Source organism: Rhizobium sp. SL86, assembly GCF_026672545.1.
Taxonomy (GTDB): domain Bacteria; phylum Pseudomonadota; class Alphaproteobacteria; order Rhizobiales; family Rhizobiaceae; genus Neorhizobium.
Genome location: NZ_JAPPRJ010000009.1, coordinates 1,084,325 through 1,110,220, shown reverse-complemented (window position 1 = coordinate 1,110,220; position 25,896 = coordinate 1,084,325). Strand labels below are relative to the sequence as shown.

39 protein-coding genes are annotated in these 25,896 nt (G+C 62.0%); 2 read left to right on the top strand and 37 right to left on the bottom strand.

Annotated elements, in window-relative coordinates:
• Positions 1-485: 485 nt before the first annotated feature.
• The 27 genes from OU993_RS28380 to OU993_RS28250 all read right to left on the bottom strand — a co-directional run bounded on the left by OU993_RS28380 (position 486) and on the right by OU993_RS28250 (position 17,650).
• Positions 486-638 (bottom strand): hypothetical protein, encoded by a 153-nt coding sequence (locus tag OU993_RS28380; protein ID WP_268162506.1) that lies wholly within the window; start codon positions 636-638, stop codon positions 486-488.
• A 36-nt stretch (positions 639-674) separates the two neighbouring features.
• Positions 675-1,886 carry a phage tail tape measure protein gene (locus tag OU993_RS28375; protein WP_268162505.1) on the bottom strand — a complete coding sequence of 404 codons (1,212 nt, stop codon included), beginning with the start codon at positions 1,884-1,886 and terminating at the stop codon, positions 675-677.
• Positions 1,887-1,968: 82 nt separating this feature from the next.
• Positions 1,969-2,103, bottom strand: coding sequence for a hypothetical protein (locus tag OU993_RS28370; protein WP_268161251.1), 135 nt, complete (start codon positions 2,101-2,103; stop codon positions 1,969-1,971).
• Positions 2,103-2,324 carry a hypothetical protein gene (locus OU993_RS28365; protein ID WP_268162504.1) on the bottom strand — a complete coding sequence of 74 codons (222 nt, stop codon included), beginning with the start codon at positions 2,322-2,324 and terminating at the stop codon, positions 2,103-2,105. Before OU993_RS28365 ends, OU993_RS28370 begins: the two co-directional genes overlap by 1 nt.
• Positions 2,294-2,578, bottom strand: a complete 285-nt coding sequence (locus OU993_RS28360) for a hypothetical protein (protein WP_268162503.1) — start codon at positions 2,576-2,578, stop codon at positions 2,294-2,296. Before OU993_RS28360 ends, OU993_RS28365 begins: the two co-directional genes overlap by 31 nt.
• Positions 2,575-2,940, bottom strand: coding sequence for a phage tail tube protein (locus OU993_RS28355; RefSeq protein WP_268157398.1), 366 nt, complete (start codon positions 2,938-2,940; stop codon positions 2,575-2,577). Before OU993_RS28355 ends, OU993_RS28360 begins: the two co-directional genes overlap by 4 nt.
• A 12-nt stretch (positions 2,941-2,952) precedes the next feature.
• Positions 2,953-4,440 carry a phage tail sheath subtilisin-like domain-containing protein gene (locus OU993_RS28350; RefSeq protein ID WP_268162502.1) on the bottom strand — a complete coding sequence of 496 codons (1,488 nt, stop codon included), beginning with the start codon at positions 4,438-4,440 and terminating at the stop codon, positions 2,953-2,955.
• Positions 4,441-4,442: 2 nt separating this feature from the next.
• Positions 4,443-4,694 (bottom strand): DUF2635 domain-containing protein, encoded by a 252-nt coding sequence (locus OU993_RS28345; RefSeq protein WP_268161254.1) that lies wholly within the window; start codon positions 4,692-4,694, stop codon positions 4,443-4,445.
• The gene (locus OU993_RS28340) at positions 4,691-5,281 is read right to left on the bottom strand and encodes a hypothetical protein (protein WP_268161255.1); all 591 of its coding nucleotides are present in this window, start codon (positions 5,279-5,281) and stop codon (positions 4,691-4,693) included. The genes OU993_RS28345 and OU993_RS28340 overlap by 4 nt, the downstream gene beginning before the upstream one ends.
• The gene (locus OU993_RS28335; protein WP_268161256.1) at positions 5,281-5,715 is read right to left on the bottom strand and encodes a gp436 family protein; all 435 of its coding nucleotides are present in this window, start codon (positions 5,713-5,715) and stop codon (positions 5,281-5,283) included. Before OU993_RS28335 ends, OU993_RS28340 begins: the two co-directional genes overlap by 1 nt.
• Before the next feature lie 49 nt (positions 5,716-5,764).
• On the bottom strand, positions 5,765-6,151 hold the full coding sequence (locus OU993_RS28330) for a hypothetical protein (protein ID WP_268161257.1): 387 nt from the start codon (positions 6,149-6,151) through the stop codon (positions 5,765-5,767).
• Between the two features lie 124 nt (positions 6,152-6,275).
• Positions 6,276-7,169, bottom strand: coding sequence for a Mu-like prophage major head subunit gpT family protein (locus OU993_RS28325; RefSeq protein WP_268161258.1), 894 nt, complete (start codon positions 7,167-7,169; stop codon positions 6,276-6,278).
• A gap of 9 nt (positions 7,170-7,178) precedes the next feature.
• Positions 7,179-7,574 (bottom strand): hypothetical protein, encoded by a 396-nt coding sequence (locus tag OU993_RS28320; RefSeq protein ID WP_268161259.1) that lies wholly within the window; start codon positions 7,572-7,574, stop codon positions 7,179-7,181.
• Position 7,575: 1 nt separating this feature from the next.
• Positions 7,576-8,610: a phage protease gene (locus OU993_RS28315; protein WP_268161260.1), complete on the bottom strand. Its 1,035-nt coding sequence runs from the start codon at positions 8,608-8,610 to the stop codon at positions 7,576-7,578.
• A 74-nt stretch (positions 8,611-8,684) separates the two neighbouring features.
• The gene (locus OU993_RS28310; protein ID WP_268162501.1) at positions 8,685-9,188 is read right to left on the bottom strand and encodes a phage virion morphogenesis protein; all 504 of its coding nucleotides are present in this window, start codon (positions 9,186-9,188) and stop codon (positions 8,685-8,687) included.
• Positions 9,185-10,360, bottom strand: a complete 1,176-nt coding sequence (locus tag OU993_RS28305; RefSeq protein WP_268162500.1) for a phage head morphogenesis protein — start codon at positions 10,358-10,360, stop codon at positions 9,185-9,187. Before OU993_RS28305 ends, OU993_RS28310 begins: the two co-directional genes overlap by 4 nt.
• A complete protein-coding gene (locus tag OU993_RS28300; protein ID WP_268162499.1) occupies positions 10,357-11,949 on the bottom strand; it encodes a DUF935 domain-containing protein in 1,593 nt (530 codons plus the stop codon). Before OU993_RS28300 ends, OU993_RS28305 begins: the two co-directional genes overlap by 4 nt.
• On the bottom strand, positions 11,949-13,634 hold the full coding sequence (locus OU993_RS28295; RefSeq protein ID WP_268162498.1) for a hypothetical protein: 1,686 nt from the start codon (positions 13,632-13,634) through the stop codon (positions 11,949-11,951). Before OU993_RS28295 ends, OU993_RS28300 begins: the two co-directional genes overlap by 1 nt.
• Positions 13,631-14,263: a DUF3486 family protein gene (locus OU993_RS28290; RefSeq protein WP_268162497.1), complete on the bottom strand. Its 633-nt coding sequence runs from the start codon at positions 14,261-14,263 to the stop codon at positions 13,631-13,633. Before OU993_RS28290 ends, OU993_RS28295 begins: the two co-directional genes overlap by 4 nt.
• Positions 14,264-14,265: 2 nt before the next feature.
• On the bottom strand, positions 14,266-14,580 hold the full coding sequence (locus OU993_RS28285; protein ID WP_268162496.1) for a VpaChn25_0724 family phage protein: 315 nt from the start codon (positions 14,578-14,580) through the stop codon (positions 14,266-14,268).
• Positions 14,577-14,906 (bottom strand): DUF2730 family protein, encoded by a 330-nt coding sequence (locus tag OU993_RS28280; RefSeq protein WP_268162495.1) that lies wholly within the window; start codon positions 14,904-14,906, stop codon positions 14,577-14,579. The genes OU993_RS28285 and OU993_RS28280 overlap by 4 nt, the downstream gene beginning before the upstream one ends.
• Positions 14,903-15,091 carry a hypothetical protein gene (locus OU993_RS28275; protein ID WP_268162494.1) on the bottom strand — a complete coding sequence of 63 codons (189 nt, stop codon included), beginning with the start codon at positions 15,089-15,091 and terminating at the stop codon, positions 14,903-14,905. The genes OU993_RS28280 and OU993_RS28275 overlap by 4 nt, the downstream gene beginning before the upstream one ends.
• A 13-nt stretch (positions 15,092-15,104) precedes the next feature.
• Positions 15,105-15,470, bottom strand: coding sequence for a hypothetical protein (locus tag OU993_RS28270; protein ID WP_268162493.1), 366 nt, complete (start codon positions 15,468-15,470; stop codon positions 15,105-15,107).
• Positions 15,470-15,724 carry an NAD(P)+ transhydrogenase beta chain gene (locus OU993_RS28265; RefSeq protein WP_268162492.1) on the bottom strand — a complete coding sequence of 85 codons (255 nt, stop codon included), beginning with the start codon at positions 15,722-15,724 and terminating at the stop codon, positions 15,470-15,472. Before OU993_RS28265 ends, OU993_RS28270 begins: the two co-directional genes overlap by 1 nt.
• Positions 15,725-15,728: 4 nt before the next feature.
• A complete protein-coding gene (locus OU993_RS28260; RefSeq protein ID WP_268162491.1) occupies positions 15,729-16,562 on the bottom strand; it encodes a peptidoglycan-binding protein in 834 nt (277 codons plus the stop codon).
• Between the two features lie 84 nt (positions 16,563-16,646).
• Complete coding sequence (locus OU993_RS28255; RefSeq protein ID WP_268162490.1) at positions 16,647-17,018, bottom strand: sigma factor-like helix-turn-helix DNA-binding protein; 372 nt, start codon at positions 17,016-17,018, stop codon at positions 16,647-16,649.
• Positions 17,003-17,650, bottom strand: a complete 648-nt coding sequence (locus OU993_RS28250; RefSeq protein WP_268162489.1) for a regulatory protein GemA — start codon at positions 17,648-17,650, stop codon at positions 17,003-17,005. Before OU993_RS28250 ends, OU993_RS28255 begins: the two co-directional genes overlap by 16 nt.
• 77 nt (positions 17,651-17,727) lie before the next feature.
• Between OU993_RS28250 and OU993_RS28245 the strand changes: the two genes are divergently transcribed.
• A complete protein-coding gene (locus OU993_RS28245; RefSeq protein ID WP_268162488.1) occupies positions 17,728-18,513 on the top strand; it encodes a hypothetical protein in 786 nt (261 codons plus the stop codon).
• 67 nt (positions 18,514-18,580) lie between these two features.
• On the opposite strand, the gene OU993_RS28240 is transcribed toward OU993_RS28245, so the two are convergent.
• The 10 genes from OU993_RS28240 to OU993_RS28195 all read right to left on the bottom strand — a co-directional run bounded on the left by OU993_RS28240 (position 18,581) and on the right by OU993_RS28195 (position 25,047).
• A complete protein-coding gene (locus OU993_RS28240; RefSeq protein WP_268162487.1) occupies positions 18,581-19,237 on the bottom strand; it encodes a DUF3164 family protein in 657 nt (218 codons plus the stop codon).
• Between the two features lie 21 nt (positions 19,238-19,258).
• The gene (locus tag OU993_RS28235) at positions 19,259-19,498 is read right to left on the bottom strand and encodes a hypothetical protein (protein WP_268162486.1); all 240 of its coding nucleotides are present in this window, start codon (positions 19,496-19,498) and stop codon (positions 19,259-19,261) included.
• Positions 19,495-19,794, bottom strand: coding sequence for a hypothetical protein (locus OU993_RS28230; RefSeq protein WP_268162485.1), 300 nt, complete (start codon positions 19,792-19,794; stop codon positions 19,495-19,497). Before OU993_RS28230 ends, OU993_RS28235 begins: the two co-directional genes overlap by 4 nt.
• Positions 19,791-20,810: an AAA family ATPase gene (locus OU993_RS28225; RefSeq protein ID WP_268162484.1), complete on the bottom strand. Its 1,020-nt coding sequence runs from the start codon at positions 20,808-20,810 to the stop codon at positions 19,791-19,793. Before OU993_RS28225 ends, OU993_RS28230 begins: the two co-directional genes overlap by 4 nt.
• A 120-nt stretch (positions 20,811-20,930) precedes the next feature.
• Positions 20,931-22,928 carry a transposase domain-containing protein gene (locus OU993_RS28220; RefSeq protein ID WP_268162483.1) on the bottom strand — a complete coding sequence of 666 codons (1,998 nt, stop codon included), beginning with the start codon at positions 22,926-22,928 and terminating at the stop codon, positions 20,931-20,933.
• Positions 22,928-23,386 carry a hypothetical protein gene (locus tag OU993_RS28215; protein WP_268162482.1) on the bottom strand — a complete coding sequence of 153 codons (459 nt, stop codon included), beginning with the start codon at positions 23,384-23,386 and terminating at the stop codon, positions 22,928-22,930. The genes OU993_RS28220 and OU993_RS28215 overlap by 1 nt, the downstream gene beginning before the upstream one ends.
• Positions 23,386-24,225 (bottom strand): ParB/RepB/Spo0J family partition protein, encoded by an 840-nt coding sequence (locus tag OU993_RS28210; RefSeq protein ID WP_268162481.1) that lies wholly within the window; start codon positions 24,223-24,225, stop codon positions 23,386-23,388. Before OU993_RS28210 ends, OU993_RS28215 begins: the two co-directional genes overlap by 1 nt.
• Positions 24,225-24,584: a hypothetical protein gene (locus tag OU993_RS28205; RefSeq protein ID WP_268162480.1), complete on the bottom strand. Its 360-nt coding sequence runs from the start codon at positions 24,582-24,584 to the stop codon at positions 24,225-24,227. Before OU993_RS28205 ends, OU993_RS28210 begins: the two co-directional genes overlap by 1 nt.
• Complete coding sequence (locus OU993_RS28200; protein ID WP_268162479.1) at positions 24,581-24,709, bottom strand: hypothetical protein; 129 nt, start codon at positions 24,707-24,709, stop codon at positions 24,581-24,583. The genes OU993_RS28205 and OU993_RS28200 overlap by 4 nt, the downstream gene beginning before the upstream one ends.
• A 2-nt stretch (positions 24,710-24,711) precedes the next feature.
• Positions 24,712-25,047, bottom strand: a complete 336-nt coding sequence (locus OU993_RS28195) for a helix-turn-helix domain-containing protein (RefSeq protein WP_268162478.1) — start codon at positions 25,045-25,047, stop codon at positions 24,712-24,714.
• Between the two features lie 135 nt (positions 25,048-25,182).
• Here OU993_RS28195 and OU993_RS28190 point away from each other — a divergent pair, with 135 nt between their 5' ends.
• Positions 25,183-25,896: an XRE family transcriptional regulator gene (locus OU993_RS28190; protein ID WP_268162477.1), complete on the top strand. Its 714-nt coding sequence runs from the start codon at positions 25,183-25,185 to the stop codon at positions 25,894-25,896.

Here is a 25,896-nt window from a genome sequence, read left to right as displayed (position 1 = left end):
CAGGTTCTCCCACCCGCCGACACGCGTCCGTTAGGGCGCACCCATGCCTTCCTTAAGGATAGGGCCATAACGATCCACCATCTCCGCAGCCCGGCGGTGACCGGCGCGCCGGTATCCAGAAATAACCGACCATGCCGAAACCGCCGGAAGAGGCCCCTCCCCAGGCTTTGCCAATGCCATTCATGACTTTAACAGGGCCACATAACGACCCACCATCTGGCCAGCAGGGTGCCGGCGGCGCGGTATCGAAATAACAGACCGTGCCGAAGCCGCTGCGGAAGAGGCCCTCTCAGGCTTTACCAATTCCATTCATGACGGCAGGACCGTAAGCGATCAATAACCATCTCCATGGCCGGCGGTGACGACGCGGCGGCCAATGTCTAAAAGAGCTCCGAAGGCGGAAAAACCGGACTTGATGCTGTCCCAGATGCGCGACAGACGCGAGCTGACGATCGACCAGTTGCGGTAGATGAGATAGGCTCCGGCTACGATGGCCGCAGTGCGATGCCAACCGGGCTGACGAGGGCGGCCAGCGCCGAAAGACCCGCGCCGATCACAGGCAGGACCAGCCCAAGCGCACCGATGCCAGCGGCAGCGATGACGCCAGCGCCAGCGAGCGACAGCGCCTGGCGTACCATGCCGCCGGTGGCCTTATCCGGTTTCTCGCAGCCACTTCAGAAGCGCAGCGAGGTTCTCGTGATCATGGGAAGCCCGGGAGCCAAAGGCAAAGCCGACCCCTCGCGTCCGGCCTGCGTGCCGATCTCGTTGAAGATCGTCAGCTGCCGGTTGAGGCCTTCCATCTGCGTCTCGAAATCCTTGTCGATGACCGAGCCGGTGGCGTTTGCAACCTCTTGCCTGATCCGCTTGTACTCATCGATATTCGCGAGCATCGGGATCAGGAAATCCATGACCTGCATGTCGCCAAAAATCGAACCGAGCTTGCCGGCGCCGTAGATCTTCTCCAGCTGCTCGCGGACGGAAGCCAGCGCATCGGCGCCCTCAAGACCGTTGTCCTTGGCGGTCTTCAAAAGCCCGGCGATTTCCTTTCCGGAGATCCCCGTCAGTTTCGAGATCTTCTGCACGACGGCCTCGATCGGGTTGATGCCCTTCGTGGCAGCGTCCTTCATCACGGCTTCGATATCGACGCCAGCTTTCGCGAAGTTCTTGATGGTCTCGGGCGCCAGGATCTTCGAGAGGAAGTTCTTGAGGTTGTTGGCGGCTTCCGCCGGATCGCTCGTGCCTTTGCGGGCGATCTGCAGGGCAGCACCAAGGGTGTTGACAGCTTCGCGGCCGGTCACACCAAACTTCGCCATCTGGCCTGTCAGCGTCGGGAAGTAGCGTGCCATGTCCTTTAATTCGAAGGCGCCTTCCTTGCCGGCCACCACGAGGCCGGCCATCGCACCCTCCAGCTGATCGGCGGGCATGCGTAGTGTGGTTAGGAGCGAGGTCGCCACGCCTGCCATGTCGTTGAACTCGGCATTGGCCGCGGTCGCAGAGCGACCGATCAAACCGATCGACTGATCGACCAGCGTCGGATCGACACCGGCTGCGATCATCTGGCCGGCACCCTTGGCAATGGTGTCGGAATACTGGCCGACGACCAGGCTCAGTTCCTCGTATTTCGCCTTGGAATTTTCGACGAGATCAAAGGCAGCTTTGCCGACGAGATTGGACGTGCCGGCGATATCGAGGAGCTGCTGCTGGAACGCGGCCGCTTCCTGGATCGGACCCATGAACGAAATGGCGGCAACGGCGCCGCCGACGAGACCGATCTTTCGGGCCATGCCGGCAATGCCGTCGAGCGTCGAGCGCAGGCGGCGAAGCGGACCTGTGAGCAGATCCTTCAGCCGGACGATGACGTCCAAGGCCATATTGCGATTGGACATGGGCGCGCCTCGTTCGAAGATAGCCGCCAAGCTATCGCGCGCGCGAAAAACGATCATGCCCGCATCGGCGGGCATGATCTCGTCAGGGGGTGTTGAGTCTAGCCACTTCCTGGCGCCAGGCCATCACCATGTTCCACCAGTAGGTCAGCGTGCGGGCGTCGAATGCGTCGATCTCGGCAGCCGAGAAACCGGTACCATCGGCCAGCGCGCCGATCATCACCGGCCAGTTTTGCGGCCACTCGTCAAAAAAGAGTTGAGCACCCGCCCGCAGTCGGCAATGTCGGCCGCATCCATCTTGTCGAACAGCTTGTTCATCACCGCCTGGCTGATCTTGGTCGATCGCGCGAAGGCGACCACATTCATCATGTCTTCGCTGGCGGCGGCAATCGCGCGCTGATCGGCGCCGGTCAGGCGATGGAAGGTGAGCTGCTTGAACACGCGTTCGCGGATCTTGCCGTCCTTTTCGACGCGAACGTCTTCGGATAGAGGAGCGGCAGGATCACCGTGCCGTCTGCATTGACGATCGCGCGTCTCGGCAGTTTGTCGAGGTCGCCGGCATCTTCATCGACGATGTCGTTGTCGTCGAGGTCGTTGTCCTCATTGACGATGTCATCCTCGCTGGAGACCTTGGGGGCTTCGACGAGAGCATCCTCGTCCAGGTCAATATGGGTCGTGCGACCAATCTTCGTCATGCGAGGATCTCCTCGGCTACGCCGCCCATCCATTTGAGCGGGATCTTGCCGCCTTCGCCGCCGGTGATCACCGGACGATCGCCTTCCAGGAAGGCGTCGTTGATGACGAAGGTCTGGCCGGTATCGCAGCGCACCTGCAGCTCGCCCTCCGTCTCGTCGAAGAGGTCGGTCGCCCGCTGGCCGCGCTGCAGGTTGGTCGTCGCATTGACTTCCGAACCCTGGAATTCGCCGGCGCGGCCGACCGTGCGTCCATAGGTAACGCCGGTGTTCTTGATGCCGCCGAGGCGGATGGTGGCACCCTTTTCGACAGGGATCGTCCGGCCGCGCCAGACGATGTCGATGATGCCCAGAACCTGTGTCATGGGTCAGTCCTCCTAAGCGTCGAATTCAAGCGAGCCGGCAAGCACCATCAGGTTGCCGGCGATGCTGATTTTCTGGCGACTTTCCAATCGCTGCCTGTCGTCGGTCGAGCGTTGGAAGACGCTTTCCCTGATCTTCTGCGAGACGTTCTCGATCCACACCTTCTCGCCGTAGAGCTTGCAGCGCGCACCCCAGGACGCATGCATGCGCCCAGGCGTGACGACAGCCGTTCCCGGATCGGTGTCGTCGTCATCACGCCGCACGAGCGCCGCAACGTCGTCGTCATCGACCAGCTTGGCGCGCGGATACAACAGCGAGACATAGAGCGCCCAGTCGTAGCGGATGCGCGATGCCGTCGCCGGCACCATGATGTCGAGCCAGGCACGATCGGCAGCGCCCAGATTGGACGTCTTGTAGGTGGTGATCATCCGGCTGATCGTGGTCGTGCCATCCGACAGATGGTCGAAGGTCGAGATCCCGCGATTGAGCAGCAGGTTCTTTTCCTCGTCGGTGAACTGGTCAGCCGCCGCCGGCGCCATCACGCCCGGAAGCACCAGCGAGCGCAGCTGGCGCGCCGGATCGTTGGTGAGGTGGAAGCTTGCAATTGCCATGGCGGTCGCGGCAATCGTGTAGGCCGGCGTCGGCGAAGCCTTCATGCCGCCGCAGGTAAGGAAGGGGTAATTGGTGAGATTGCCGAAGGTGGACAGTTCCCCGAACGTACCACGCTTGAAGGTGAAGCCATGGCAATCGAGCTTCGACATCGCCGTGTAGCGCGCGGTCAGCCAAGTCGCGAGCAGACCGAGATTGGTGGCATCCGCCCAGGGCGTCACAAGCTTGGTGATCCAGGTGTTGGTCAGCAGATCGAGCACCGACTGGACCGACGGATTGCCGGCGCCACCCGCCATGGCGGCGACCGTGATCGTGAGGCCCGAAGGCACCGGCTGGACGTCGGTATCGACGCGCAGGTCGATCTCGTTGCCGACCTCGCCACCGTGACGCGCCGTGCAGGTAACGACGCCGGCAGCCGACGCGGCGGTCACTTCCATGTCGAGATCCGCGTTGATCGCGGCGGCAAGCTTGGTTGCCATCGCTGTCACGTTGTCGGAGGTCAGCGCGGTAAAGCGCACCTGGCGTCCACCGATGCGGAAGCGCAGCACGACAGCCGAGGAGGCTGCTCCGACGAAGGTAAAGGTGCCGGTCGATTTGACCGCGCCTTCGGCATCGGCAAGCGCTGTAACATAAAGCGGCGTGACTTTGTTGGCGTCGCGGAAGGCCTTCACCATCTTGGCGCCGACCGAGCCACGGCCGAAGAGCACGTCGCCTTCGGCAGCGCGTGTCACTTCGATGATCTGGCCGGGAGCAAGCGTTCCGGCCGCCAGCTTCTGGCCAGCGATCATTGCCTTTTCCGGCCAGGCGAAGACGCCGGCATTGCGGTAGTTCGGCTTCACTTCCAGGAAGGTGCCGGGCTCCAACCAGTCATAGGGGATTTCGTCGAAATCCATGGTCACTTGCCTCCTTTGGGCTTGGTCGTCTTGGCGGGGGCTTCGGCCTCGGCCGTTTCGGTTTCGGTTCCGTCGTGGGGCTCGGCCTCAGGCGCCGATGCGGCGCTTGGCGGTTCTGCCTCGATAAGATCGCCATCGGCCAGGCGCCGGCGGCGAAACAGGCTGTCCTCGATGTCCATGCCGGCTGCCGGGATTTCGGTCCCGTCCGGCAGATGGACTGTGCGGCCCGGTGCGGGCTTCAGGAATTTCATCATGGGGCATCGTCCAGGGTGAGGGTGTCGGATACGGGCACGGCGTCAGGATCGGGCTCGACCATCCAGTCGATCGACAGCGCACGGAAATCGTCGGGTGTGATCAGATCGAGCTTGCCCGGATGCGCGGTGCAGTAGATCTCGAAATCCACCTGGGCGATCACGACCGCCTCGTCGCTCCAGCCGTCGGCGATCACGCTGTTGGCGCCAGTCACGCTCACAGGCCCCGCGTCCGGAACGGTCCAACCATGCATCAGGGCGATCGCGACGTCGGCCATGGCATCAAGGCCGATCCCCTTCACGTCACCCTTGAAGCGGGTTTCAAGGCCGTTCGAAGCCTTGAAGATGAGGATCAGCCGCCAGAGCATCCGGCCGGAAAGCATCCGGCCGCTATTGGCATCGGCCCGGAAGCCAACCCAGGCGAGACCGATGAAGGGAGAGAGCCGCGCCAGGCGCTCGAATTCCTTGACCGTCATGACCTGCGGCACGCGCTCGATCGCAAACGTCTTTTCCGGGAAGGCGAGCCGCAGCCGCTTCGTCAGCAGCGGCTCCATCTTGCGGATGTTGGTGTATTGCAGGGTGAACCCCATCAGAAGCCTCGCAGACTGTCGAGCGACATGATGCGTGACCGATCGGACATGCGCGGCCCGGAGCCGACGGCAGGACCGGCGGGCAGGGCAACCGGCACGTCGAGATTGATCAGCTCTTTGGCGATGTTCTCCAGCCAGGTGATCGTTTCCTTGCGCGCCTTGCCCATCTCTTCGGAGGGCTCCATGTGCTCGCCCTGGGCCAGCTCGTAGCGCGCCAGAACGCAGGAAGCGCGGACGATCTCCGCCGGTGGAGCCGCAATCGGCACCAGGTAACGACCACGGATGTAGCCGTCGATGACCGATGACGCGTCGGAAAGTGCCGTCTCGATCTTCACCGCATCCACCGTCTCGGCTGTGCGATCCTCCGGCTGCGAGAGCCGGATCATGTGTGTCTCGCCGAAGCGGGCAATCATGTCGGTGACGGTGGCATACATGGGTGGTCCTTCGGCTTTACTCTCGTAGCGTCGTCTTCAGTGCGTGGGGTTACTTCTTGGTCGAAGCCTTCTCGGTCGCGGCCTGTTCAGAGGCCCGCAGCTTGGTTTCCAGTTCTTCGACCTTGGCCTGCAGTTCGGTGATCCTCTCGGCCGCCTTGTCGCTGACGGCCTGGTCAAAACTCTTCTGCAGTTCGTCGATCTGGATCTGGACGCGCCGGTCCACCTCGGCCGTCACGCGCGCCTCGAAATCGGCTTGCGTCGTCGTGCTTTCGCCGTCCGCTACATCCCGCACCGTGAAATTCGGATCGGCCTTGAAGGCGTTGATCTCGTCCGCGCTCCAGCGATCGGCGTCATAAAAGGCGCTTGCCGGATGGGCGATACCGTTGCGGCGCATGCCGGGCGACGTGCAGATGATCTGGATTTTCTTCGCGCTCATGCTTCTTCCTTTCGGGTTTCGAGAAAGCGGCTGGCATCAACCGTTTTCCGGAGACCCGCCGCCGGCGGGGAGGCGCGCCGGCGGCGGCAGGCGACGCGGGTGGTGTGCCCCGCGTCGGGGCAGGTCAGGCGAGGTAGGGAACCTTCACGACCTGCACCATGCGGGCCATGATGTTGGTCTCGCCGCCATTGGTGAGTTCGGCCTCGACCAGCTTGCGTGCGGTGATTTCAAGGGACGGTGGCACGAGCAGCTTCTTGGCGGAAATGTTCAACACCTGGCCGGAACGGCGGCGGATCGTGCTCATCGCAGTCAGCGCCGCCGAGAGGTTCGCTTCGTTCAGCGTCGCCTTCGATTTGTAGGCGGTCTGCCAGAGACCGAGGCCGGCATTTGAGCGCCCATCGACGCCCCAGACGAATTTGCCCTGGTAAAAGACGTTTGGATCGTCAGGCGACTGCATCGGGGTAAGAACGAAGGGACGACGGGTCTGATACACCAAGGGCTTCACTGCCTGAGCATCATCGACCAGGTACCAGGCGGGACCGGCGCCATCTGTGAAGTTGGCAACAGAGATCTGATTGCCCTGCTCGTTGTAGCCGGGATGGTCCGTGTCGAAGAAATACTGGCCGTCGTAGCACTTCAGCGTCTCGCCGGTCTTGAAGAGCGGCCAGCAGAGAAGATCCGGGAATTCGGCAGCATCCTGACCCATCTGTCCGGCGACCGGCGTGAAGATGCCAAGCTGATCATCCTCGATCTGTTCACGCTTGATGGCGATCGTCTTCTCGAAGGTCTTGTTGCGGATGGTGTAAGTCAGCGCGCCAAGATCATGGATCATGCGATCGCCGATCCATTCGCGGAAGCCGGGCAGATCGTCCAGGCGCGGATATTCGTTGATCGCCGAGGTCGAGGGGACGGGCATTGCCACCATCGTGTAGAGCGGCGAGATCGAAGCGAACCGCTGATTGAAGGCGGTCGAAAGCCCGGTATAGATGGCGCGCAGCGTGCTGGCGTTGATATCCATGGTCAATCCTCAGAGGGTTGCGAGCCAGACGCCGTCCGCGTCGATGGCGTCGATGGTGCCGAGTGCCAGCAAAGAGCCGGCCGTCAGCGTGAAGGTGTCGTCGGCCGAGGCGTAGACGGTGGCGCCGATATTCGAGACGGCAGCACCGGCGAGCGGGATCAGCCGCACGTCCTTCTCGACCGTCACGAACAGATCGCCGGTGGCGCCGCCGCTGTTGTCGGCGCGTTCCTCGGCAAAGCCCATCAGCTTGACGGCAGAGGCATGGCCTGCCGGCACGGCTTCTTTGTTCGCGGTGATGCCTACGGCGGCGCCGCCGTAGATCTTCTGGCCGCCCAGAACCGGATAGCCATAACGGCGACCAAGGCCGGGCTTCTTTTTCGAGCGGATGTCGTCGGTCGCAGCCATGTCAGAGATCCTTTCCGTGCAGCGCCTTGGAGCGATCGGCGAAGATCTTTTCGTCGATGCCCATCATGGCGGCGATCTGCTTGTCTTCGGCAGACAGTGCAGCGCCGGCTTCCGGCTCGCGATGTCCGCCAAGGCCGCCGGCATTGATCGACGGCAGGAGAGCGATCTCCTTCTCGACCTCTGCCGGGTCCTTCATGTGGCGGGCGATCATGTGATCCTTCAGCGCCGGCACGATCTTGCCGGCCTTGACGGCCTCTTCGACCACCGAGACCGCCTTGTCGCGGGCATGGGTCGAGATCAGCGTCGTGAGCTGGCTCTGCAGCGACGTGACCGTCGTCTTCAGCTCGGCGTTTTCCGCCTCGGCGGCGGTGACCTTGCCGCGTGACTGCAGCGCGGTGACAAGCGCGTCACCGGTCACATCAGCCGCCAGCCCGGTCGCCACACGGATCTTGCCCATCAAAGCCGTCTGCGCCTGGTGTTCGGCATGCATGGTCGAGATGGCGCTGAGGGCTTCCGCCTCGGTTGCCGTCTCGGGAAGGCCAAGCGCCTTCCGGAGCTGTTCGAGCATATCGCTCTCCTGTTGATGATGGAGGGAAGTCAGAAAATCGAGGTTCGGATCGTTGGTCAGCGCCACACGAAGAACCTTGGCGATCTTGTAGGGCTTGGCGGCCGAATGCAGGAAAACCGGCGAGAGGTAGCCGTAGGACTTGCCTCTGACGATAGTCTCGCCTTCGGACGTCCACTCGACACGACCCCACAGGCCGTCCTCGCGCGCCTGCAGCTCGACGATCCAGCCGCGCGCCGGCGACGGATGGCCGGACTTGCCTGCCAGATCGATCGAATGGTTCTCGTCCACTGGCAGCTTGCGCCCTTCGGCAGTGAAGGTGGCAATTAGCGCCGCCAGATCCGGAGCGGCATAGGGGCCGCGCCCATCGACCCCCTTGAACTCGGTGGCAGGCAGAAGGTGCAGCCAATCCGGCACAGTGCCGTCGGCAGACTGGATAGCGATGAGGAGGGCGTTGATGTTTTTCAGCATGGCCGGAAAGTGCCATGCGCCGCACGATCAGATCATGCCCGCCACGGCGGGCGGCATGTGCGGCTCAGGTGGTATCAGCGGGGGAGATAGCGCTCGACGAAACCGAAGACGATCTCGGCGATCGACGTTTCATCTTCGGCAGATATACCGAGGTAGCGGCGGGCGGGCAAGGTGACGCTCTTGGCCTTGACGAGATCGCCGCCGATGAAGAAGACAAGCGCCGAAGCATTCTTCGGCACGATCGTCGCGCCTTCCTGGTGAACGCGGGCGTAAATCTTACTCGTTCCGACGTGAACCACGTCCTGGCCCGCCTGGGAATTGATGCTGTCGCGCAACCCGCCGCTTTCAGTGAGGATGCGGGTGTTGCGTTTGGTGGCCGCATAAGCGGTGTTCAACGCCTGCCAGGCATTGCCCTCCGGATCGGTCTGGGTGACGAAGCGCATATGCGTCGAGGCGACCAGTTCCGTGCCGATCGCCGCCATGACCGGTTGCGTGTTGCCCATGCGGAAAGCGAGGGTGCGAAAAGCGTCCTGGACGGCGCGGTCCTGGATCGTGACGGAAATGGAGACGCCGCTCATCGACGCGCCTTCTTGAGGGAGACGAGATCGAGCCAGCGCCGATCACCGTCCGCGATCGGGCGCACGGCCATCGTCCAGGCACCGCCATCGACGCGACCGGTGACAGTCACCGTGCCATCCTCCGCCGTCCGGATGCGGGCGCCCTTCTTCAGCAGCCGCCCCGGGATCGTGGCGAAGACATCAGCCTCGGATTTGCCCGCATCCGTGCGGATACGATCCGCTGTCAGCCGCAATTCGTCTCCAGCCTTGACCGAGGCGATGTCGAGACCGTCCTCGACGACGGCAACCGGCGTCCAGGACCCGTCCGGCCATTTGCCCTTCAGCGCCGATAGAACAAAGGCAACGATATTGGCTTCTGTTGCCGAAACCGCCTTCGGACCAGGTGCCGTCTGTTTCAGCCAGGCCATGCCGGGATTGTAGGCGAAGGATGGATCGACCCCGAGCGGCTGATCGGTGCCCAGCTGGTCAAGGTCCGGCGCGCGATCGGGGCCGCTTTTGCCCAGGCGCTTCAACCGCGCCCGAGAAATCGGAATGACGAAGCAGCCGCACCGGAACCCGTTCGGCGGATAGGCCGTCACCCAGAACGGATCGTCGGCCGGATAGATCTTTTCGTCCCATGCCTTGTGCTGCAGGCGCGGATGAAGCGCGCCGGAATGGCGATATTGCCAATAGGGAAAGGTCGCGAGCGTGTCCGGCTCGGTCATCTGGGCATAGCGGCCGGCAGCATAGGCGGTCGCAAGATTGGTTTCGAAGATCGTTCGCGTGCGCCAGCCGCGTTCGCCCTGATAGGACCAACCGTGCGTTTTCACGATCTGGTCGAAATCCTTGCGGAACTCCTCGATCGTCGTGCCTTGCGTCAGCGCCTTCTCGATCGATGCCCTGAAGTCATCGACGAGCGCCACCGTATTGGCGCCGGCGACCATGAACATCTTCGAATGCGCCGCATCCCAGACGTCGCGCCAGCTCTGCGTCGGGATGGAGACTTTCTGCCGGAAATAGGCTATAGCTTCGTCGAACGGCAGATCGAGCGATGCACCCGCTGCCGCCATCCTTGCCATCAATCCTGAAATCGAATTTGAAGCCGTTTTGAAGGCGATAGGCGCGGTTCGCGACTTTGCCCGCTTCTGCGTTACCTCCAGGCAGGCGAAGCGCGTCAGCGGGCCGCTATTCATGACCGCCCCTTCAGGTCGTCGATCAGTGACGCCTGGCCCGCCAGATGCGCCAGTGCCATGCCGCGGGCCATGGCTTCCGTCAGGTCGTCGGGAGACAGATCGAGCTTCGCAAGCCGTGCTGCGGCATCGCGCAGATCGGTCGCCTGCATCAGTGCCTCGCGCACCTCTGCTATCATACCATCCATCGCGTCGGCCGCTTCCCGCTCAAGCCGGTCGGTCAGGATCTCGATCTCGTCGCGAGGCTCCGTCGCGTGCGCCGAGGCGAAGAGGCGATCGAGCGCGGCGTTGGCGGAAATCGGCTTTGCCGGCGGCTTGGCTGCAGGCGTTGCGGGATCTGCCGTTGGTACCGGTGTTCGTCCACCGATCAGCACCGCATCCGGCTTCGGTGTCGGGATGCCAAGGCGGTCGCGCAAATAGGCTTCCTCGGCGGTCAGCCCGTGTTTTGCCAGCTTGTCGAAAGCCTCGGCAAATTCACCGAGCGGCACTTCGTCCGGACGGCCGATCCGCACATGCGGGTAGCGCTCCTGCGGCCCGAAATTGAATGCCACGATGTTCGGGATGAGCTGCTGGTTCAGCGTCGAAGTCGCCATGCCGGCATCATCGCGCTCGATATCCTCCTGCACCAGACGATGCTCCTGGCTCACCGCATGGCCGCCGGAGACCGCATCCGTCGTCGTCGTCTGGCCGAGCACCAGCTTCGACACCTGCCGATCAAGCCAGTCGGCGCGCCGCTCATACATGTCTGTCGAGCTGCTCTTGGAGCCGACCTCATGCAGTTCGATCAGCATCTCGCGGGGAATGATGGCCGCGCAATCGCCGGCAATGCCGGATACCGCACGCCAGAGCACATCCTTTTCCGCCTCGGTGGCGCCACGGCCATATTTGCCGATCCGGATCGGTTGGCCATAGTTCTGGCAGAAGATCGCCCAGTCCTTTGTCGTGAAGCTTTTGAACATCCATGCCCAGAGCGCCACGCGGGCAATGCCTGAGCGGATGGTGAGACCCGACTTCGACTTGTGCCGGTGGATGACGAACTTGTGCGGCGCAAGCGGCAGACCGTTCACGCCATCGCGCAGAAGGACGGTCTCGCCGTCGGCGCGATCAAAGGTAAACCAGCGTTGCGGCCGCCAGATAAGTTCACGCGGCGCCATGATCCCGGACTTGTACTGCCAGTCGGGCTCCAGGATCGAGACACCCTTGCCGATCGCGTCCAGCATGTCGAAGAGCGAGGCGCGCAGCACACCATCATCGATCCAGGACTGGATCAGTTCGGCATGTTTCTTATGGTCCGCGCTGTCGGACGCGGGCTTCACGGTGATCGGCAGCTGCGCAACCGACCGCTTGCGGGTCGCCATGACGGCGGAATAGTGCAGATCGCGCTCCTCGACGTCCTCGGCCAGTTCGAAATAGGCTTCCGGCTCGCCGTCGGCTGCAGCGCGCAGAATGCGAGACAGGCGCTGCGGCGTGAGACCGTCGGCCGGATGGCCGGAGACCACCTGGCGCACGCCGCCGACCTGTGGCGTCGCCTCTGGAGTGGTCAGCGACAGCATCTGTACGACGCGGCCCATGAAATCCTTCAGTGACGCCATCAAAGCGATCCTCTCAAATACACATCGACGGTTCGGCCGCGCCGATCCTCGTCGAGCGGCGGGCCGCCATTGTGGCCCATGGCCGTGGCAGGTTTTGTCGGTCGGTTGGTCTGGTAGCCGTAGGCAATCGCGTCCTGGCTGGATGCAAACCAGGCGAGCGCGCCGGCAGGTGCCGTGTCGCCATGCCGATCGTAGCCATCGGCGCCCTTGCTCGAATGTTCGTCCGGCACCTTGATGATGCCGTTGACGTAAGCCAGCGCCTGGTGATCGGCGAGCACGTCGGCATCATGGGGCAAAAGCAGGCTCTTATCCGTGAAGGCTTCGATATAGGCCGGCATGTTCAGCGCGTACCACTTGGCCGACAGCATCACCTCGTGAATGCTTTCCCCCCAGCGCTGCCGCGCCTTTTCTGCCAGATACTGGCCGTTGCCGCGCGCATCGAGCGCGCCGCCGGACAGACGCGGCAAGCGGTCGCCGATGTAAAACAGAATGTCGCGCTGCTGGTCGAAAGGGATGTTCTTGAGTTCGACGACCAGGCGTGCGCGACGGATGAGATCCGAGCCGATTTCGAAGACAACGATCGCCGTCTTGTCTCCGGAACGGGCAAAGTCTTCGCCGAAGACATGCTCGCGATCGGCATCAAGCGCGTCTAGAAGCGGCCTCAAGACGCCTTCACAAAACTCTGCGGCCTGCTCCTCGCGCTCGAAGTCTTCGAGGTTCTTGAACTCGTCAGGACGGTCCCAGCGCGCCACGGCCGGCAGGTCGCGCGACATGCAGCTTTCGATCAGCACGCGGGTGAGCGCTGCACCCTCTGCCTCGGCCGGGATCGCGTCCAGTTCCTGGCGCATCTTCGCCGTGCGACTACCATAGGACTTGCGGATCTTCGCTTCCCAGGTGTCCTGCTTCTCCTGGCTCCATTCCTCGCCCTTGATCAGGCAGACGCGCTTGAACAGACCGTTCCTGATCGCATCCTCGAAGGAATAGCGGTGGATTTTGAACCCGTTCTTGCCGGCACGAGCTTCCTTCACGAACTCGTTGAATGGGCTGCTCACGCCGTTATGCGACGAGATAACCCGGACCTTGCCGCCCCAGATCAGCAGGGCGTTTACGGCGTCGATCACGTCGTGAACGTTGCGGTGAAAGGCGGCTTCGTCGATGCAAACGACACCCTGCAGACCGCGAATATTTTCCGGCCGTGATGAAAGCGCCTCGATCCGGAAGCCGGATGAAAAGCGGATGATGTAGCTTGCGATGGCGTTTGTGGTGCCATCCTCGCGCTGATCGAAGAAGATTCCGTCCTCGATCGTCAGCAGCTCTTTGGCCACGACCTTGGCGAAATGAGCGGCATAGCCGATGAACTCGCGGCCTTTCGGCTTGCTGTCCGGAATATAGAAGTAATTCTGCCCGCCGGCCGACCGCTGCGCCGCTGCAATCAACGCCGCATCAAGTGCCTCGGCAAACGTTATCCCTGTGCGGCGACCTTTCTCGCATCCCTTCAGGTCGCTGTCGTCCGCGATCCAGTCCTTCTGATGCTCCATCAGCACGCCATCGGCGAGCGGATCAAGATCGTCGGGAATATCGCCACCGCGCAGGAACTCCTCCGGAAGCTTTTCCGGGTCAGTGGAGAGAACAGGTGGGTCGATCCACTTCCCTTGAGGCAGACCAGGCAACGCGGGCGCGCTCATTTTGTGGTGACTTCCGGCTTCTTCGGTCGAACGCCGAGGAACTCGCGGCGGGCGCGCGCAATGGCTTCCTTCGAAATGCCTGGTTCGTTCGACAGCACGTCCAGCGCCTTCTCTGCCTTGTCCTTCATGTCGGCTTCGACCTTGCGCAGCTTCTCTTCGGCTTCCAGCTTGAGGCGGCGGTTGGAGGAGGTGATTTGTGCGGACGAGGCAGCGCGCAGCGCGTTCGCCAGTTCCATCGCACCCTTCGGCGATATCCCGCCTTCGCCGGCATCCTGCAGCACTTCGAAGATCAATGTCTTGATGGCTTCGGCCGCGATCAGCGTCAGATCGTCGGAACCTGCGGCATCCATGCGCTCGGAAAGCGTCGAGGCAATCTCGCGCGTCTGTTCGAGCCGGCGGGAGATGATCGCTAGGCGGATCGAATAGCGGTTGAATGCCGAAAACGACGGGATGTCGAAATCGAGACCCTGTTCGCCCTGGAGCGCAATCAGCTTCCGCTTGAAGTCGCCAAAGATCTCGACCTGTGTGCGTCCTCTATCCGCCAGCTCTTGCGCGGCCCAGCTGACGATCGGCTCGCACTCTTCCGGCAACTGGTCGATGGCGGTCAGGCGTCCGCGTCCCCTGGCCATGGTCAGGCTCCGGGTCTCGACGGACGCTTCACGCCTTCGATCGCAGTCAGGCGGTCGATATGGCGACGGCCGAGTTCGGTCAGCGTTGCGATCTTGACCGTGCCAGCTGGCACGACCGCCACGGCGCCCATGGTTTCCAGATATTCGATCTGCTGATGAACCCACGGCCTTTCCATGTTGATGGCAAAGGTGGTCAGGACCTGCTGAAGGATTGAAGAGTTCAGGCTCTCATTGACCTGCTCGCCGAGCGCCTTGAGGATGATCAGGCGTGCTTCCTCGCGCATGATCCGCTGAAAGTCGGTGGCCAGTTCCGTCATCTCTTGGCTTGCTCCATCAGAAGTTCATGTAAGCGCTCGCTCGTTGCGGCGATCGGGCGAAGGCGTTCTTCCAACATGGCGAACCGGCCGTTCATTTCCGCCAGCTGCAGTTCCATCCGGTGTTGCGCTTCCCGATCCGGCAGGTGCTTCATCTCTCCCTCGATCGCCTGGATGCGGCGGTCGTGATCGATCAGCTTCTTTTCCGATTGATCCATGCGTGCGGTGAGGGTCTTTTCCCCCGAGGAGAAATAGCCCTTGGCGTGACCGAGGAGTGCGATGACCGCGAGCGCCAGGCCGAGATACTGAGAGATTTCGGAAGGCGTCATTTCGGCTTCGCTTCCCCGACCGCTGCGGCGCGGCGTGTTTCGCAAATGCGCAGCGCCGCACGATCGCGGCCCCACAGGTTGACGGTCTCGGCGCCGGTCAGATCGCGATCCGGCAGGTTGACCGGGTCGGCGCATTTCATTTTTGCTTCGGCGGGGATTTCGGGTGTCAGGATCACGGTTCGCACGATCGGCTCCCGGTCACCGGGCGAGCAGGCGGACACGATCACGGCCAAGGCCGCAAGCGCCATCATCCGGCAAGCGAGCATTGTCAGTCTCCAGTTGGGCAAGTTGTGCCTCGACGGAGGCGACATGGGCACGGGCAGCCTCCTGGGCTGCCATCGTTTCCCTAAGCTTCTCGGCAATTATCGCCTGGGTCGCGGCCTCAGACTTGGCGATTTCCGCGTCCCAATGGGCATCGCGCTCTGCAATTGCCGAGGCGCGGGCATCCCCGACCAGTCGATCAACGGTCGCAAGGCATGCCCAGCAGATGCCGGCGGCCACGAGCGCAATCAGCCCAAGAACGATCAACGGCGTGGCCGCCTTGGAAAGCCAGGCGGTCAACATCAGCTTTCTCCCTGGGCATCAGCCGGCCTGACCGTGGCATCGCGGGCCGCCCTATAGTCGAGCGAGCCGAAGCCACGATGGATGCCGAGCAGCGCTGCGATCAGTGCCACCATGGACGGCACGGCAATCGTGCCGAATTCCGTCGCCTGCCCATTGATCGCCGCGCCGATTGCCAGGATGACGATTACAACCCACGCCATGATCGACGAGAGCCAGAGGTGTTGCTTCGACGTCGAGTAGGACGGTTTCGACATGGGTCTAAGCCTCCCCGAGCGCTGCCCAGGTAGCGGGGTCAGCGATGCCGGTCTGCTGAAGATCATGCAAGGACTGGAAGGCCTTCAGGGCCAATTCCGTCGCGGGTCCGAAATCGCCATCAATGGCGATCTGGGCGCCACGCGAGACGAGCAGCGATTGCAGTCTCTCGACGTCCTCGTTGTCGGAAAGGCCGCGATAAAGAGCCGGCCATTCCTTGGAGAAGGGGGTGGGTGTGGCGATGGCGGTGAGCTTGGCAACCGCCGCTTTTGCGCGTGCGAGCTTCTCCTTCCGGTCAGCCAGGCCGTTGCGACCTCCATTGATGATGCGGGTGACTGTAATGACGTCGTCGCGGTCGGCGGGCTCGTTGAGGCGCTTGATCGCCCAGAAGTAGATCGCCGACCAGGCAACCCAGCGCTCCTCCATTACGAGGTGCGGTTCAGCCTCAAAATCCGGCACATTGCCCGGCAGTTGCTTGCGCATCCAGGATGTGAAGGCGCGGTAGTTTGCGCGGCCCGTCAGCTGGATCGGGCCGCGTCCTTTGAACCGCCGTCCGTCTCCGGATTTGACGTTGCCGAGATCCGTGCGTCCTTCATAAGCAGCGCCGCTTGCATATTCTTCGAACGTGCAGAAGCTGTCGCTTTCATGCGCCAGCTGCGACAGGAAGTGTGCCACGCGCAACGGGCGGTCGATCTCGTAGAGATCCATGAGATCGGGGAGCGACAGCCGCAGGATGGCCGCGTTGGTCTCGCGCGCCTTGCTCCGGTTCGCCGGAACCGGGCCGCCAATCTGAAGGAAGGTGTCCAGGGTCAGTGCCTGGGCAAGGCTGGTTGTCGGCATAAAAAAGCTCCAGGACGCGTTGCGATCTGGAGCGAAAATGCATGGTTTCGGCGGCAGTCATCATGCCCCCTAGCGGTTGCGGGGTCAGAACATCTCGATCTGGCGGGGATCTTTGCGGGTCTTCCTCTCAACCAGCTTCTTGGCGCGGGCACGCTTCAGAAGCCTGTCGACGCCGCCTTCGGTGAGACCAAGGCGCTTGGCAATCTCACGGTTCGTGGCGCCGGCCTTGTGATAACGCACGGCCCGGAATTCGCGAGCAAGAGGTACCCGTATATAGCCGCCTGGGAACATCTTGGAAAGCCTCACCGCCGCGTCGGCGCCGATCGCCGCCGGCAGTTCCGAACGGTCCGGATCTGACGGAATATAGAGGCGCACACCGGCATGGACCTCGACAAGCCGGAAGAAGCCGTCGTCGCCAAGCGTGTCCTTCAGCTCTTGGGTCAGGTCTTCGGGCATGGTCGTTTCTTTCGGACTTCGACGCCCAACCCGTTCATCACCGTGTGCCATTCACGATCCGTGACAGCCGCCAGATAGAGGACTGGCTTGCCAAGGAGGGCAGAGACAGTTTCGTCGAAACCATTGCGGGCCGACAGGCTCGCATCCGGGTGCAGGATCTTCCATTGCGCCCAAGCCACTTTCGCGCCGTCCTTGGCAAGCCAGTCGAAGCCGTTGGTGTTGCCGTACATCACGCCGGCTTCGCGTTTCAGCCAGGCCTTCAGCGCCTCGATCGCCTTGTGGGCATCATCGGGGAAGTGAAGGAAACGGACGTGGTCGATGCCCGTCTGGCGTTTGACGAAGGCGAGAAGGGCACTGTCCCGGCGGTCACGGAAGACGCCGAGATTGTAGCCGGCGATCCAGAGCGCCTGGAGTTTCTTCGCGTATTTGCCGGACAGTGCTTTCGAGGACTGGCGGTTGTCTGGCTTGAACCCTTCGTTGCGGAAGACCGCGAGAACCTGGACGCGTTCAGTCTCGGTCATGTCCTTGGCGGATGTTTTGCCCGTTAGGTTGGCGAGCTTCGCACGGTAGGTGTCGTCGTCCAGTCCGAGGTGCTTCTTTGCAATGTGAAGTGCGGCGAGTGAGGTCGTCATGCGATCCTCGCTTGCGGAATCGACGAAGGGCACGGCACAACAACCGAGGGAACGTAAGTCCGGGGGTGTTTGCCGATATGTTTGAGCGCAACTGGTTTCGGAAGATTTTGTTGGTCGTCATCATTGCGGCGATTGTCCCGTCGATCATTTTTGGCGAACCTCGCTTGATCGAAGGACAGAGGGGTGGTGACGCTTGGCGTAACATCCTGTTCGACTTCCAGACGCTGATCGGAGGATTGCTGGCGATCTTTGCCGCGTGGTGGACGGTCGACACCATGGAGCGGACTGATGTGTCCGCAGAAGCTCGACATCAAAGAACAATTGATGAAGGTCGAGCGGTCGAACGCAACTCGCATGCGAGGCATCAAGAACTTGTTGATCTTTCGCAGAGAGCCGAGAAATTGAAGGTCGAGCGTGTGATAAACCCCCAACGAAGTGAGGTTGAGGTACTGGATCGGAAAGCTAGGCAGCTTTCTGAGGTATGGCCCAGGATTGTGAACGGAGAACCTGGAGTGTGGGGGCGGTGGGTCATTGCAATCAATTCCCTCGTCCGCGATCTTCACGATGTCTTGCACCGCCCGCAATTCGTAGGTGGAGAAGAGCTTTTCGACGGCAATTTGGCATTTGTCGTGTGGACTCTGCGAAACGGTTTGGCCGAGGTTCACCCATGGGTGACAAAGGCATACTACTTCGCCACTGAAAGTCACACTTATGAAGATGAAGGCGCGCTTTCGTTTTGGAGCGACGATGGGGGAGAGGAGCGTTTGAATAAATTCGTTTCCCTGTGCACCGATTGTCTGCCGGACTTGATTAGGGCGCTCGACAAGATGGGCGACCTGTATAACCTTTCCGGTGCTCGCTGAGCTGAGCCGCTGCAGTAGATTGACCGTGTTGCTGCTTCTTTTGCTTGCGGTATGAAGCTTTATCATCTCACGCCCTCGCCAGATCAATCGTGACCGCCTGCCAGCCGTCCTCCGGCTTCTGGCGCGTGTAGAACCGCACATATTCCTTTGAGCCGGTAATCCGCATCGCGTCGCGGATGGCATCCATGGCCCGCTGCCAGCGCACGTCCTCGATCGAATGGCGCAGCAGCATGAAGATCTTCGAGCGATTGATCTTGCCCTCCTTGTCCGTGTCGAAGGCGTCCGACACCAGCGCCTGGATCTCCGGCCGGCTGTCGGCCGACCATTCGTTCAGGCACTCGTCGACCAGCTTCTTGGCGACCTGCAGTTCCGGCCCAAAATCCACCTGGTCGGCCACCTGGACCTGAACCTTCATCAGGCCGTCGAAGGTCTGATAGGTGCGGTTGCCCTCGGCGCCGCCGATCTTGGCGCCGTATTCCTGGGCAAGCAGGGCGTCGAAGGTGCCGAGATCCAGCATCGTGTGATCGCGAAACCGTGCGATCTGAGCGTTAAGATCAAGCGCGAAGGCCATGATCTTGCGGACGGTTTCGTCTTCAAGCTTGTGTTGGGCCTTGACCATGTGGACCGGGACGTAGCCGCCCTTGGCGTCGGTGAGGAACTCGCGGCCGTTGATGATGGTGACGCCATCTGTGCGGTTGGTTTCTTCGATGATGACAGCTTCCATGGTGGTTCTTCTCTCTGAAATTCAGGCGTTCTTAGCGGTGACGGTTTCAACGAGGCGCAGGCAGGGCTTGCCGGCGTGGCGCGCGTTCAGCGCAAGCTGGATGATCCGCTTTTCGTCTTCGGTTTCGCGCACCAGTTCGATCGTCGTGTTGAGTTGCTGGACGAGGGCGGCGGTGTCTTCGCTGGAGAGCCGAAGCCCTCCGTGGATGGCCGGCTTGATCCGGTCGCGGATGGCCGTCAGTTCGATGAGTGCGGTGATCATGAGCGGCTTCCTTTCGTGAAATCGGGCCGGATGACATTGCCTTCGGCAGCGAGGATCAGGCTGCCGGCCGTCTCGGTCGTCAGGGCTTCGAGCGTGGCCGCCTGGGCGCGGCCGAGTTCGGTGAGGCGATGAACGGAAAGCTCGGTTTCCAGGCTCTTCGACAGCTTCGACAGAACCGAGATCCGTTGTGTCAGTCGCTTCACCTCCGGGCCGGTCATCGCAAGGCCGGTCTTGGTGAAGGGCTGGAACTGACGCTTCAGCAGATCGAGTTCGAAGGAGAGGGCGGAGAGGCTCATGCCATGTCCTCCACGTCTCGGTTCTTCCAGGCAGCCTCGATGTCGCGGATGCCGACCTCGCGGTTGTCGCCAAGTGCGATCATGCTGGCGAGCTTCATCGTCTTGTCGATCTGGCCGAGTGCGCCGCCCTTGAGGCCGATGCCGGTCAGCAGGCGGGTGCATTCAGGATCGGTCACGCCCCATGCGCGGATGAAGGCGGCGATGTCTTCGGCATAGGGCTTCTGGCGCTTCAGGTGCTTGCCGATCCGCCGTTTCAGCTGGGCGTAGGAGCGGCCCTTCACCTGTGCGACGAAGCGGGAATAAACCTCCTCGTTGCCGACGAGTGCGATGCCGCACTGGTGAATATCGGAGAAGTGCCGCAACTGGTTGATCGCGTCATCAACGAGGTTCTGCGCCTCGTCCACGATCAGAAGCGAGCCACCACCGACGCGGCTGAGCTTGGCGCCGATCGCGCGGGTGAGGCGGGATGGGTTGTTCTCGTGCACATCCAGTTCTGAAGCGAGTTCGACCAGCATGCCGTGAACGGTCTTGGTGTGCGGGCTGATCGTGGCATGGAACACATGCGGGTGCGTCGCGCGGTAGTGGCGGCAGGTCATCGTTTTGCCGATGCCGGCCGCAACGGTGATGATGACCAGATCGGCCGTCATCTGTGCCCACTGCAGCGTCTGGGCAATTTCCGACGAGATGCGGGTTTTGACGAAGGCCGGAGAGGTTGGGATTTCCGGCATACCTGCCGCTTCAATGACGGCGGTAACCCAATTGCGGAGCTGCTTGTTGATGTTTTCCAGACGCCCCGGATAGGTGCCCGAAAACCACTGCGAGAAGGTGCCGTCCTTCGCGCCGCTGCGGCGGGTGACCTCGGCTTTCGTCCAGCCGTTGGCGATGGCGATTTCGGCGACCTGGGAGCGGATCTGGCGCCAGTCCTCAAGGTCGTCGGCATGCTTGTCAATAAAGGCCTGTTCCGGTTCAGGCTGCTCCCAGCCGGAATAAGGTCTTGTGTCGATATGCTTGTTCATGCGATGGTTCCGTTGGTTGGCCCCTTGTGGGGCGTATTGTCGGGCGGGTTATCCCCGCCCGTTTTTTTGTTCGGGAACCGGACTCGGTACATTTCGGCTCTGCACTGCGATCCCGACGCACTACTTCCGGGATCGATCCCCTTGCGGGAATTGGATGACCGCTGACCCTCCGGAGATCTTCGTCAGGGCGCGGGAAAAGCTGTCTTCGAATGCGGCGTCGTCCGGCAGCGCGGGTTGTGCGCTGATCTTTGAGGGAACGATGCGGGTGACCTTTGGCCGGTTCGGCTCCGGGGCGGGCGGCGTGTTGCGTATGCCTCGGCTGTAGAGGTCGGCGAGCTGCCGCGCCGTCAGGCGGGCATGGGTTGCCTTCTCGGCGGCGATTGCCTTGCGATAATCACCGCGTGCCTTTTCGTGCCGTCGGGCGGCTTCGGCGTCGTAGAAGCCACTGTCCTCAATGCACTCGGCCTCGCAGATCAGCATGTCCTTCAGATCGTAGACCTTGATCGCGCGATGCAACTGCTCCGGATCGAACCGGATGATGACTTTCTTTCCCGCGTAACCCGTGAGCGCTGGCGACCAGTAGCGGTTGCCATGCAGGTGGATCTCTCCGTTCGGCTTGCGCGCGGTGAAGCCCTCGGCGGCCAGAAGCCAAAGAGACCGCTGGGCAGCCGTTGCCGTGCGAACGATCGTGCCAGGTTCCGCCATGCTGGCGTTGAAAGTCTCGTCGAAGCTTCGGCCATCGCAGTTGCCGCCTTTGCGCCCGGTGCGGGCGTTGTGTTCGGCCATCTGGTCGTTCACCAACGCCACGAAGGTGTCGAGCGGCACGGCACTGCTGCCGTAGTTGTCGGGCTTGGCCTCCGGCTTGTTGCCGGTATAGGCGCCGGCGCAGACCGGGTGCCGTGAAATGTCGTCGGTCAAATCGCGGAAGGCGCGCTCGATCGGCTTCGACTGGCCGGAATAAGGCTTGGTGAAGCGCAGATCGATGCCAAGGGTGGTCAGCAGACCTTGCGGATCTTCATCGCGGATCTTGAAGCGATAACGTGTCGGCGACCGGCCGGTGATCCACTTGCTCGCAAAGGCGCGGCCATTGTCGAGCGTGATGATGTCCGGGATGCCGTAGCGCTCGACCATGTCGCCGATGACCAGACGCACGGTCTCCTTGTTCTCGCTGTCGGAGATCCGCCAGGCGACGAATTTTCCCGAATAGAGATCCTGCAGCGCGATCATGAAGACGCGGCCGATCCTGCCATCCGGGAAGCGGACGAAGACGTCGAACTTGTGGCCGTCCATGTTGACCGCCTGCATGGCGTGCAGGTCGGCCCGGCTGCGGCGCTGGGCGGGATAGAGCGCCTTCGCCTTCTCACGCCCCTCGCGGGCGGCAATCTGGACGGCTTCCGGCACTTCGTGATCGAAGCGGCGGCGAAGCGCGCGCTCCGTCGGGATTGGAGACCACTTTTTGGTTTTGGCGAGTTTCACCACGCGACGGTAGCAGGCGGAGAAGGTCGGCCGTTCCGGGCGCAGGTAATCACTTTTCAGTATGTCCCAGGCTTCCTGGTGGCATTCGGCCCATTTGGTCTCGGTGTTGTACGAGGGGGCGAGCGCCGCCAGCCAGTCCTCGCGGGCGTGGCCGGCCACCAGCTTGCGCCATTCATAGAAGGCAGACTTCGTCACACCCGCTCTGGCGCAGGCCATGGTGACCGCCGCGCGCGAGGTCATCCCGCCGGCTTCCAGATCCTCCGCAATTTGAAGCGCCTTCAAACGGGCTTCGCAGAGGATTTTATGCTCGCTCGAAAGCGCCTCATAGGCATGCCAAAGCTTCGACTTGCGCTCCTTCTGTAGGTTGCGGTCGTCATTGGCGGGAACGGTGTGGATGACCAGGAGCCGGGTCTGAGCCGCACGCGGCAGAAGCGAATAGTGATACTCCCAGACCGGCTTGGTCTTGCCGGGTACACGGCGAGCCAGGCGCTCGTCGCCGCGCCAGTGGGCGCGTGCAATCTTGTCGATCGCCGAGATATCGCGCGGCAGGTCGGGAAGCCTGGCTTCGGCCAGTTCGGCGACCGAGAAGAACTCCTTCATCGGCAGTAGCGGTGCGGGTTTATGAGAGCGCTTCGGTGACATCACAGCCCCCGCCGCTTGATAGCGATCGGAACCGACCGGAGGGATTTGAGGCGCTGCTGCAGCTCGCGTTGTTCCTGCTGCAGGCGGGCAATCTCGGCAAGCCGCGCTTCGTCCCCTTCGAGCAGGGTCAAGCCGTCCTCGGAAACGACGAGATCCCAAAGCCAGACGGCGCCGGTGGCGCGCACGAAGGCCTTGAAGCGCACAAGGCTCACATCGTGGCTTGCCTTGCTTTCGGCCGTGTAGGCGTCAAGCGTGTTCTTCGACATGTTGGGCAGGCCGAGGTAATGCGCCATGCGGCCGGCGATCACATCGCGGGAGTGCGGGCATTCCCGAATGGCGCGGGCCATCTCCCGTTTCAGGCGGGAGCGGAACCGCTCGATGTCGATCGTCGCGACCGGTGCGCGCACCGGAAACATTGGTTCGAGGAAGAAATCCAGCTGGGCAGGGTGCTTGCTCATTATGCCGCCTCCGACTTCAGCTCGGCGAGCAGCTGCGACAGCTGATCATTGGTGGTCAGCCCGATATGCTCGAGGAACTGCGCGCGGGTCTCTTCGCTGGCATCTTCCCAGGCGGTCACCAGCCGAGAGAGAAGCAGCGCCTGGTCGGCCTTGGCTTTCGGCAGGCGAGGGGCGGGGTCAACGATGGCAAGCGCCTTCTTGACGTCCGGCTCGGATTTGAGGGCAACGGCGACCTGACGCTGTTTCTGCGGTTCCAGCTTGGCCAGCGCCAGCAGCTGCGACTGGTTGTCGGCGGCTGGTGTGCTTTGCAGGGACGCACGGAGGTCCGGGTGAAGCTTGCCACAGATTTCGCCTAGCCTCTTTGCAGACGTCGGCGAGAGCCCAAGCTTATCTGCAACAGCCCTCGTGTAGCCCTTCGCGGCTTCAGCGTCGAATAGGACCAACTTGGTCCTATTCGTATTCCCAGGGTTGATTTTTCCGTACTTGTTCTCCCAAAGGTCGCGATACGCCTGCACGAAATACGCCCGATCGAGAACGGAGAGATCCCGGCGGTGCAGGTTTTCCGCCAGTTCCAACATCTGCGCATCGGCGCTGTTGGCCTTCACCACGATGGCATCGAGCATCTCGATCTCGTGGATTTCGGCGCCTGCGCAGCGATGGCCGCCGATGACGAGCGTGTAGGGGCGTTCGGCTGCTGGCGTGGCGCGCACGACAATCGGCTGCAACTGGCCATGCTCTTTCATGGAGGCGCCGATCACGGCGGCATAATCCCGGTCGATCGGACGCTGCCGGTTGCCGATCAGGATCTGCGAAAGCGAGAGCTGCTTGTAATCCGGCATCAGGCAACCCCTCTCTCTTCTTCCGTCTGCAGGAAGGCGAGGGCATGCGCCCGCTTGGCAATACTGCGGTAATGCGTGCCGAAACGCGGGCTATCCAGACGACGGTCGATGGTACGGAGTGCCCGATTGACGGCTTCCCGCGAGCGGTCCTCGACCTCGACGACGCGGCGCTTCGGCCATTTGAACTCGGTGACCATCAGGTGGATCACGACCTGGCGGGCAAGCGCTGCATCAAACCACTGATGCGGCGGTTCCATGATGTCGCGGATCGCCAGATGCGGAAAACCTTCGCGCACGGCCGCATAGCAGGAATGAAGATGGGCTTCGTACAATGCCTTGGAGTTGAAGCTGTTGATCATGCGAGCACCTGCGAGATCAGGGCGGCTGTTGCGGCGATGAGGCCGGCAATCACCAGGCCAAAAATCAGGAGCCAATCTGCCAGGCGGCAGACGCTGGAGCGGGAGGGGATGAAGGGGTTTTCCATGTCTAGGCCCGCGCTTCGTTTTGGCGTTGCGCCATGGTGGCGGGACGGACATAGTTTTCAGCGGGTTGAGGCGACTTCCGCAGACCGGAGGCGTGGTAACGCGTCCGCCAGAGCAGTTCTGGCCGTGTGCCGAGAGCTGCGGCAATCGCCCGCTCACCCTTCACATTGGGCTCCCGGAGCGTCGTTCCGGCGGTTCCTCTGGGGAGGTTATAGTCTCGATCGATCTGGAGAAGCGAAAGACCCGCCGAAAAGAGCTTGCCCTTAATGGTGGTGATTTCCGAAATCTTCTTATCGATACGGGTATGGGTCTGCTTGTCGGCTTGGCTGGGCCGGTGCATAGTGGATCCTCGTTGTGGAGAGGGAGACCCTGGCCGGTCTCCCTTTTCATGGGGGTTTTGGTCCGTATTTATGGAGAGGATAAAACTGAAATCAGCTTATGTAAAGCTGAAATCAGTTTTAACGCGTGAATTGCATTGGCGAGGCCTGAGAGTGATCCCAAAACGCCCCTTGCAGCGCGGCTTCGAACGCTCAGAAGGGAAATTGGAGACCCTGACCGTGATGTGGTCGCGAAGGCTGTGGGGGTGAGTAAGAGCGCTCTCGCTTCTTACGAGCGTGGCGAGTCTGAACCGACCGCTTCGGTTTTGAGGGCGTACAGCAGCGAATTCGGTGCAGATCTCGTTTGGCTTCTGACCGGAGATGGCGCGATGCGCGGAGGCGCTGCGCAGCAGCTGGTTGCTGGTTCATCGTCGATTGGGGACATCGTTCGGCTTCCCCGGTTCGATGCCAAGGCGTCAGCCGGAAACGGCCTAATAGCAGTTGATCAAATGCCTGCTGGTGAAGTTGCGTTTGGCCGTGAGTTTCTGCGCAACCTCGGAGCCAATCCAGAATACTGTTACATCCTGGAAGCTCGAGGCGACTCCATGTGGCCCACCATTCCGGACGGCGCGCTCTTGATCGTTGATTCCTCGAAAACCGAAGTCGATGATGGCCGCATCTACCACTTCAACGTCATGGACAAAGTCTTGGTCAAACGAGCCAGGTGGTCCATGGACGGAAAGCTACATCTGACCTCCGACAACCAAGCCGCCGGCTATCCGCCGGAAGTCTTCACGGCCGATCGCGTGCACGAGCTGAGCGTCGGGGGCCGGGTGATGTTTACGGGGCACGCGCCGATGCCGGTGCGGTAG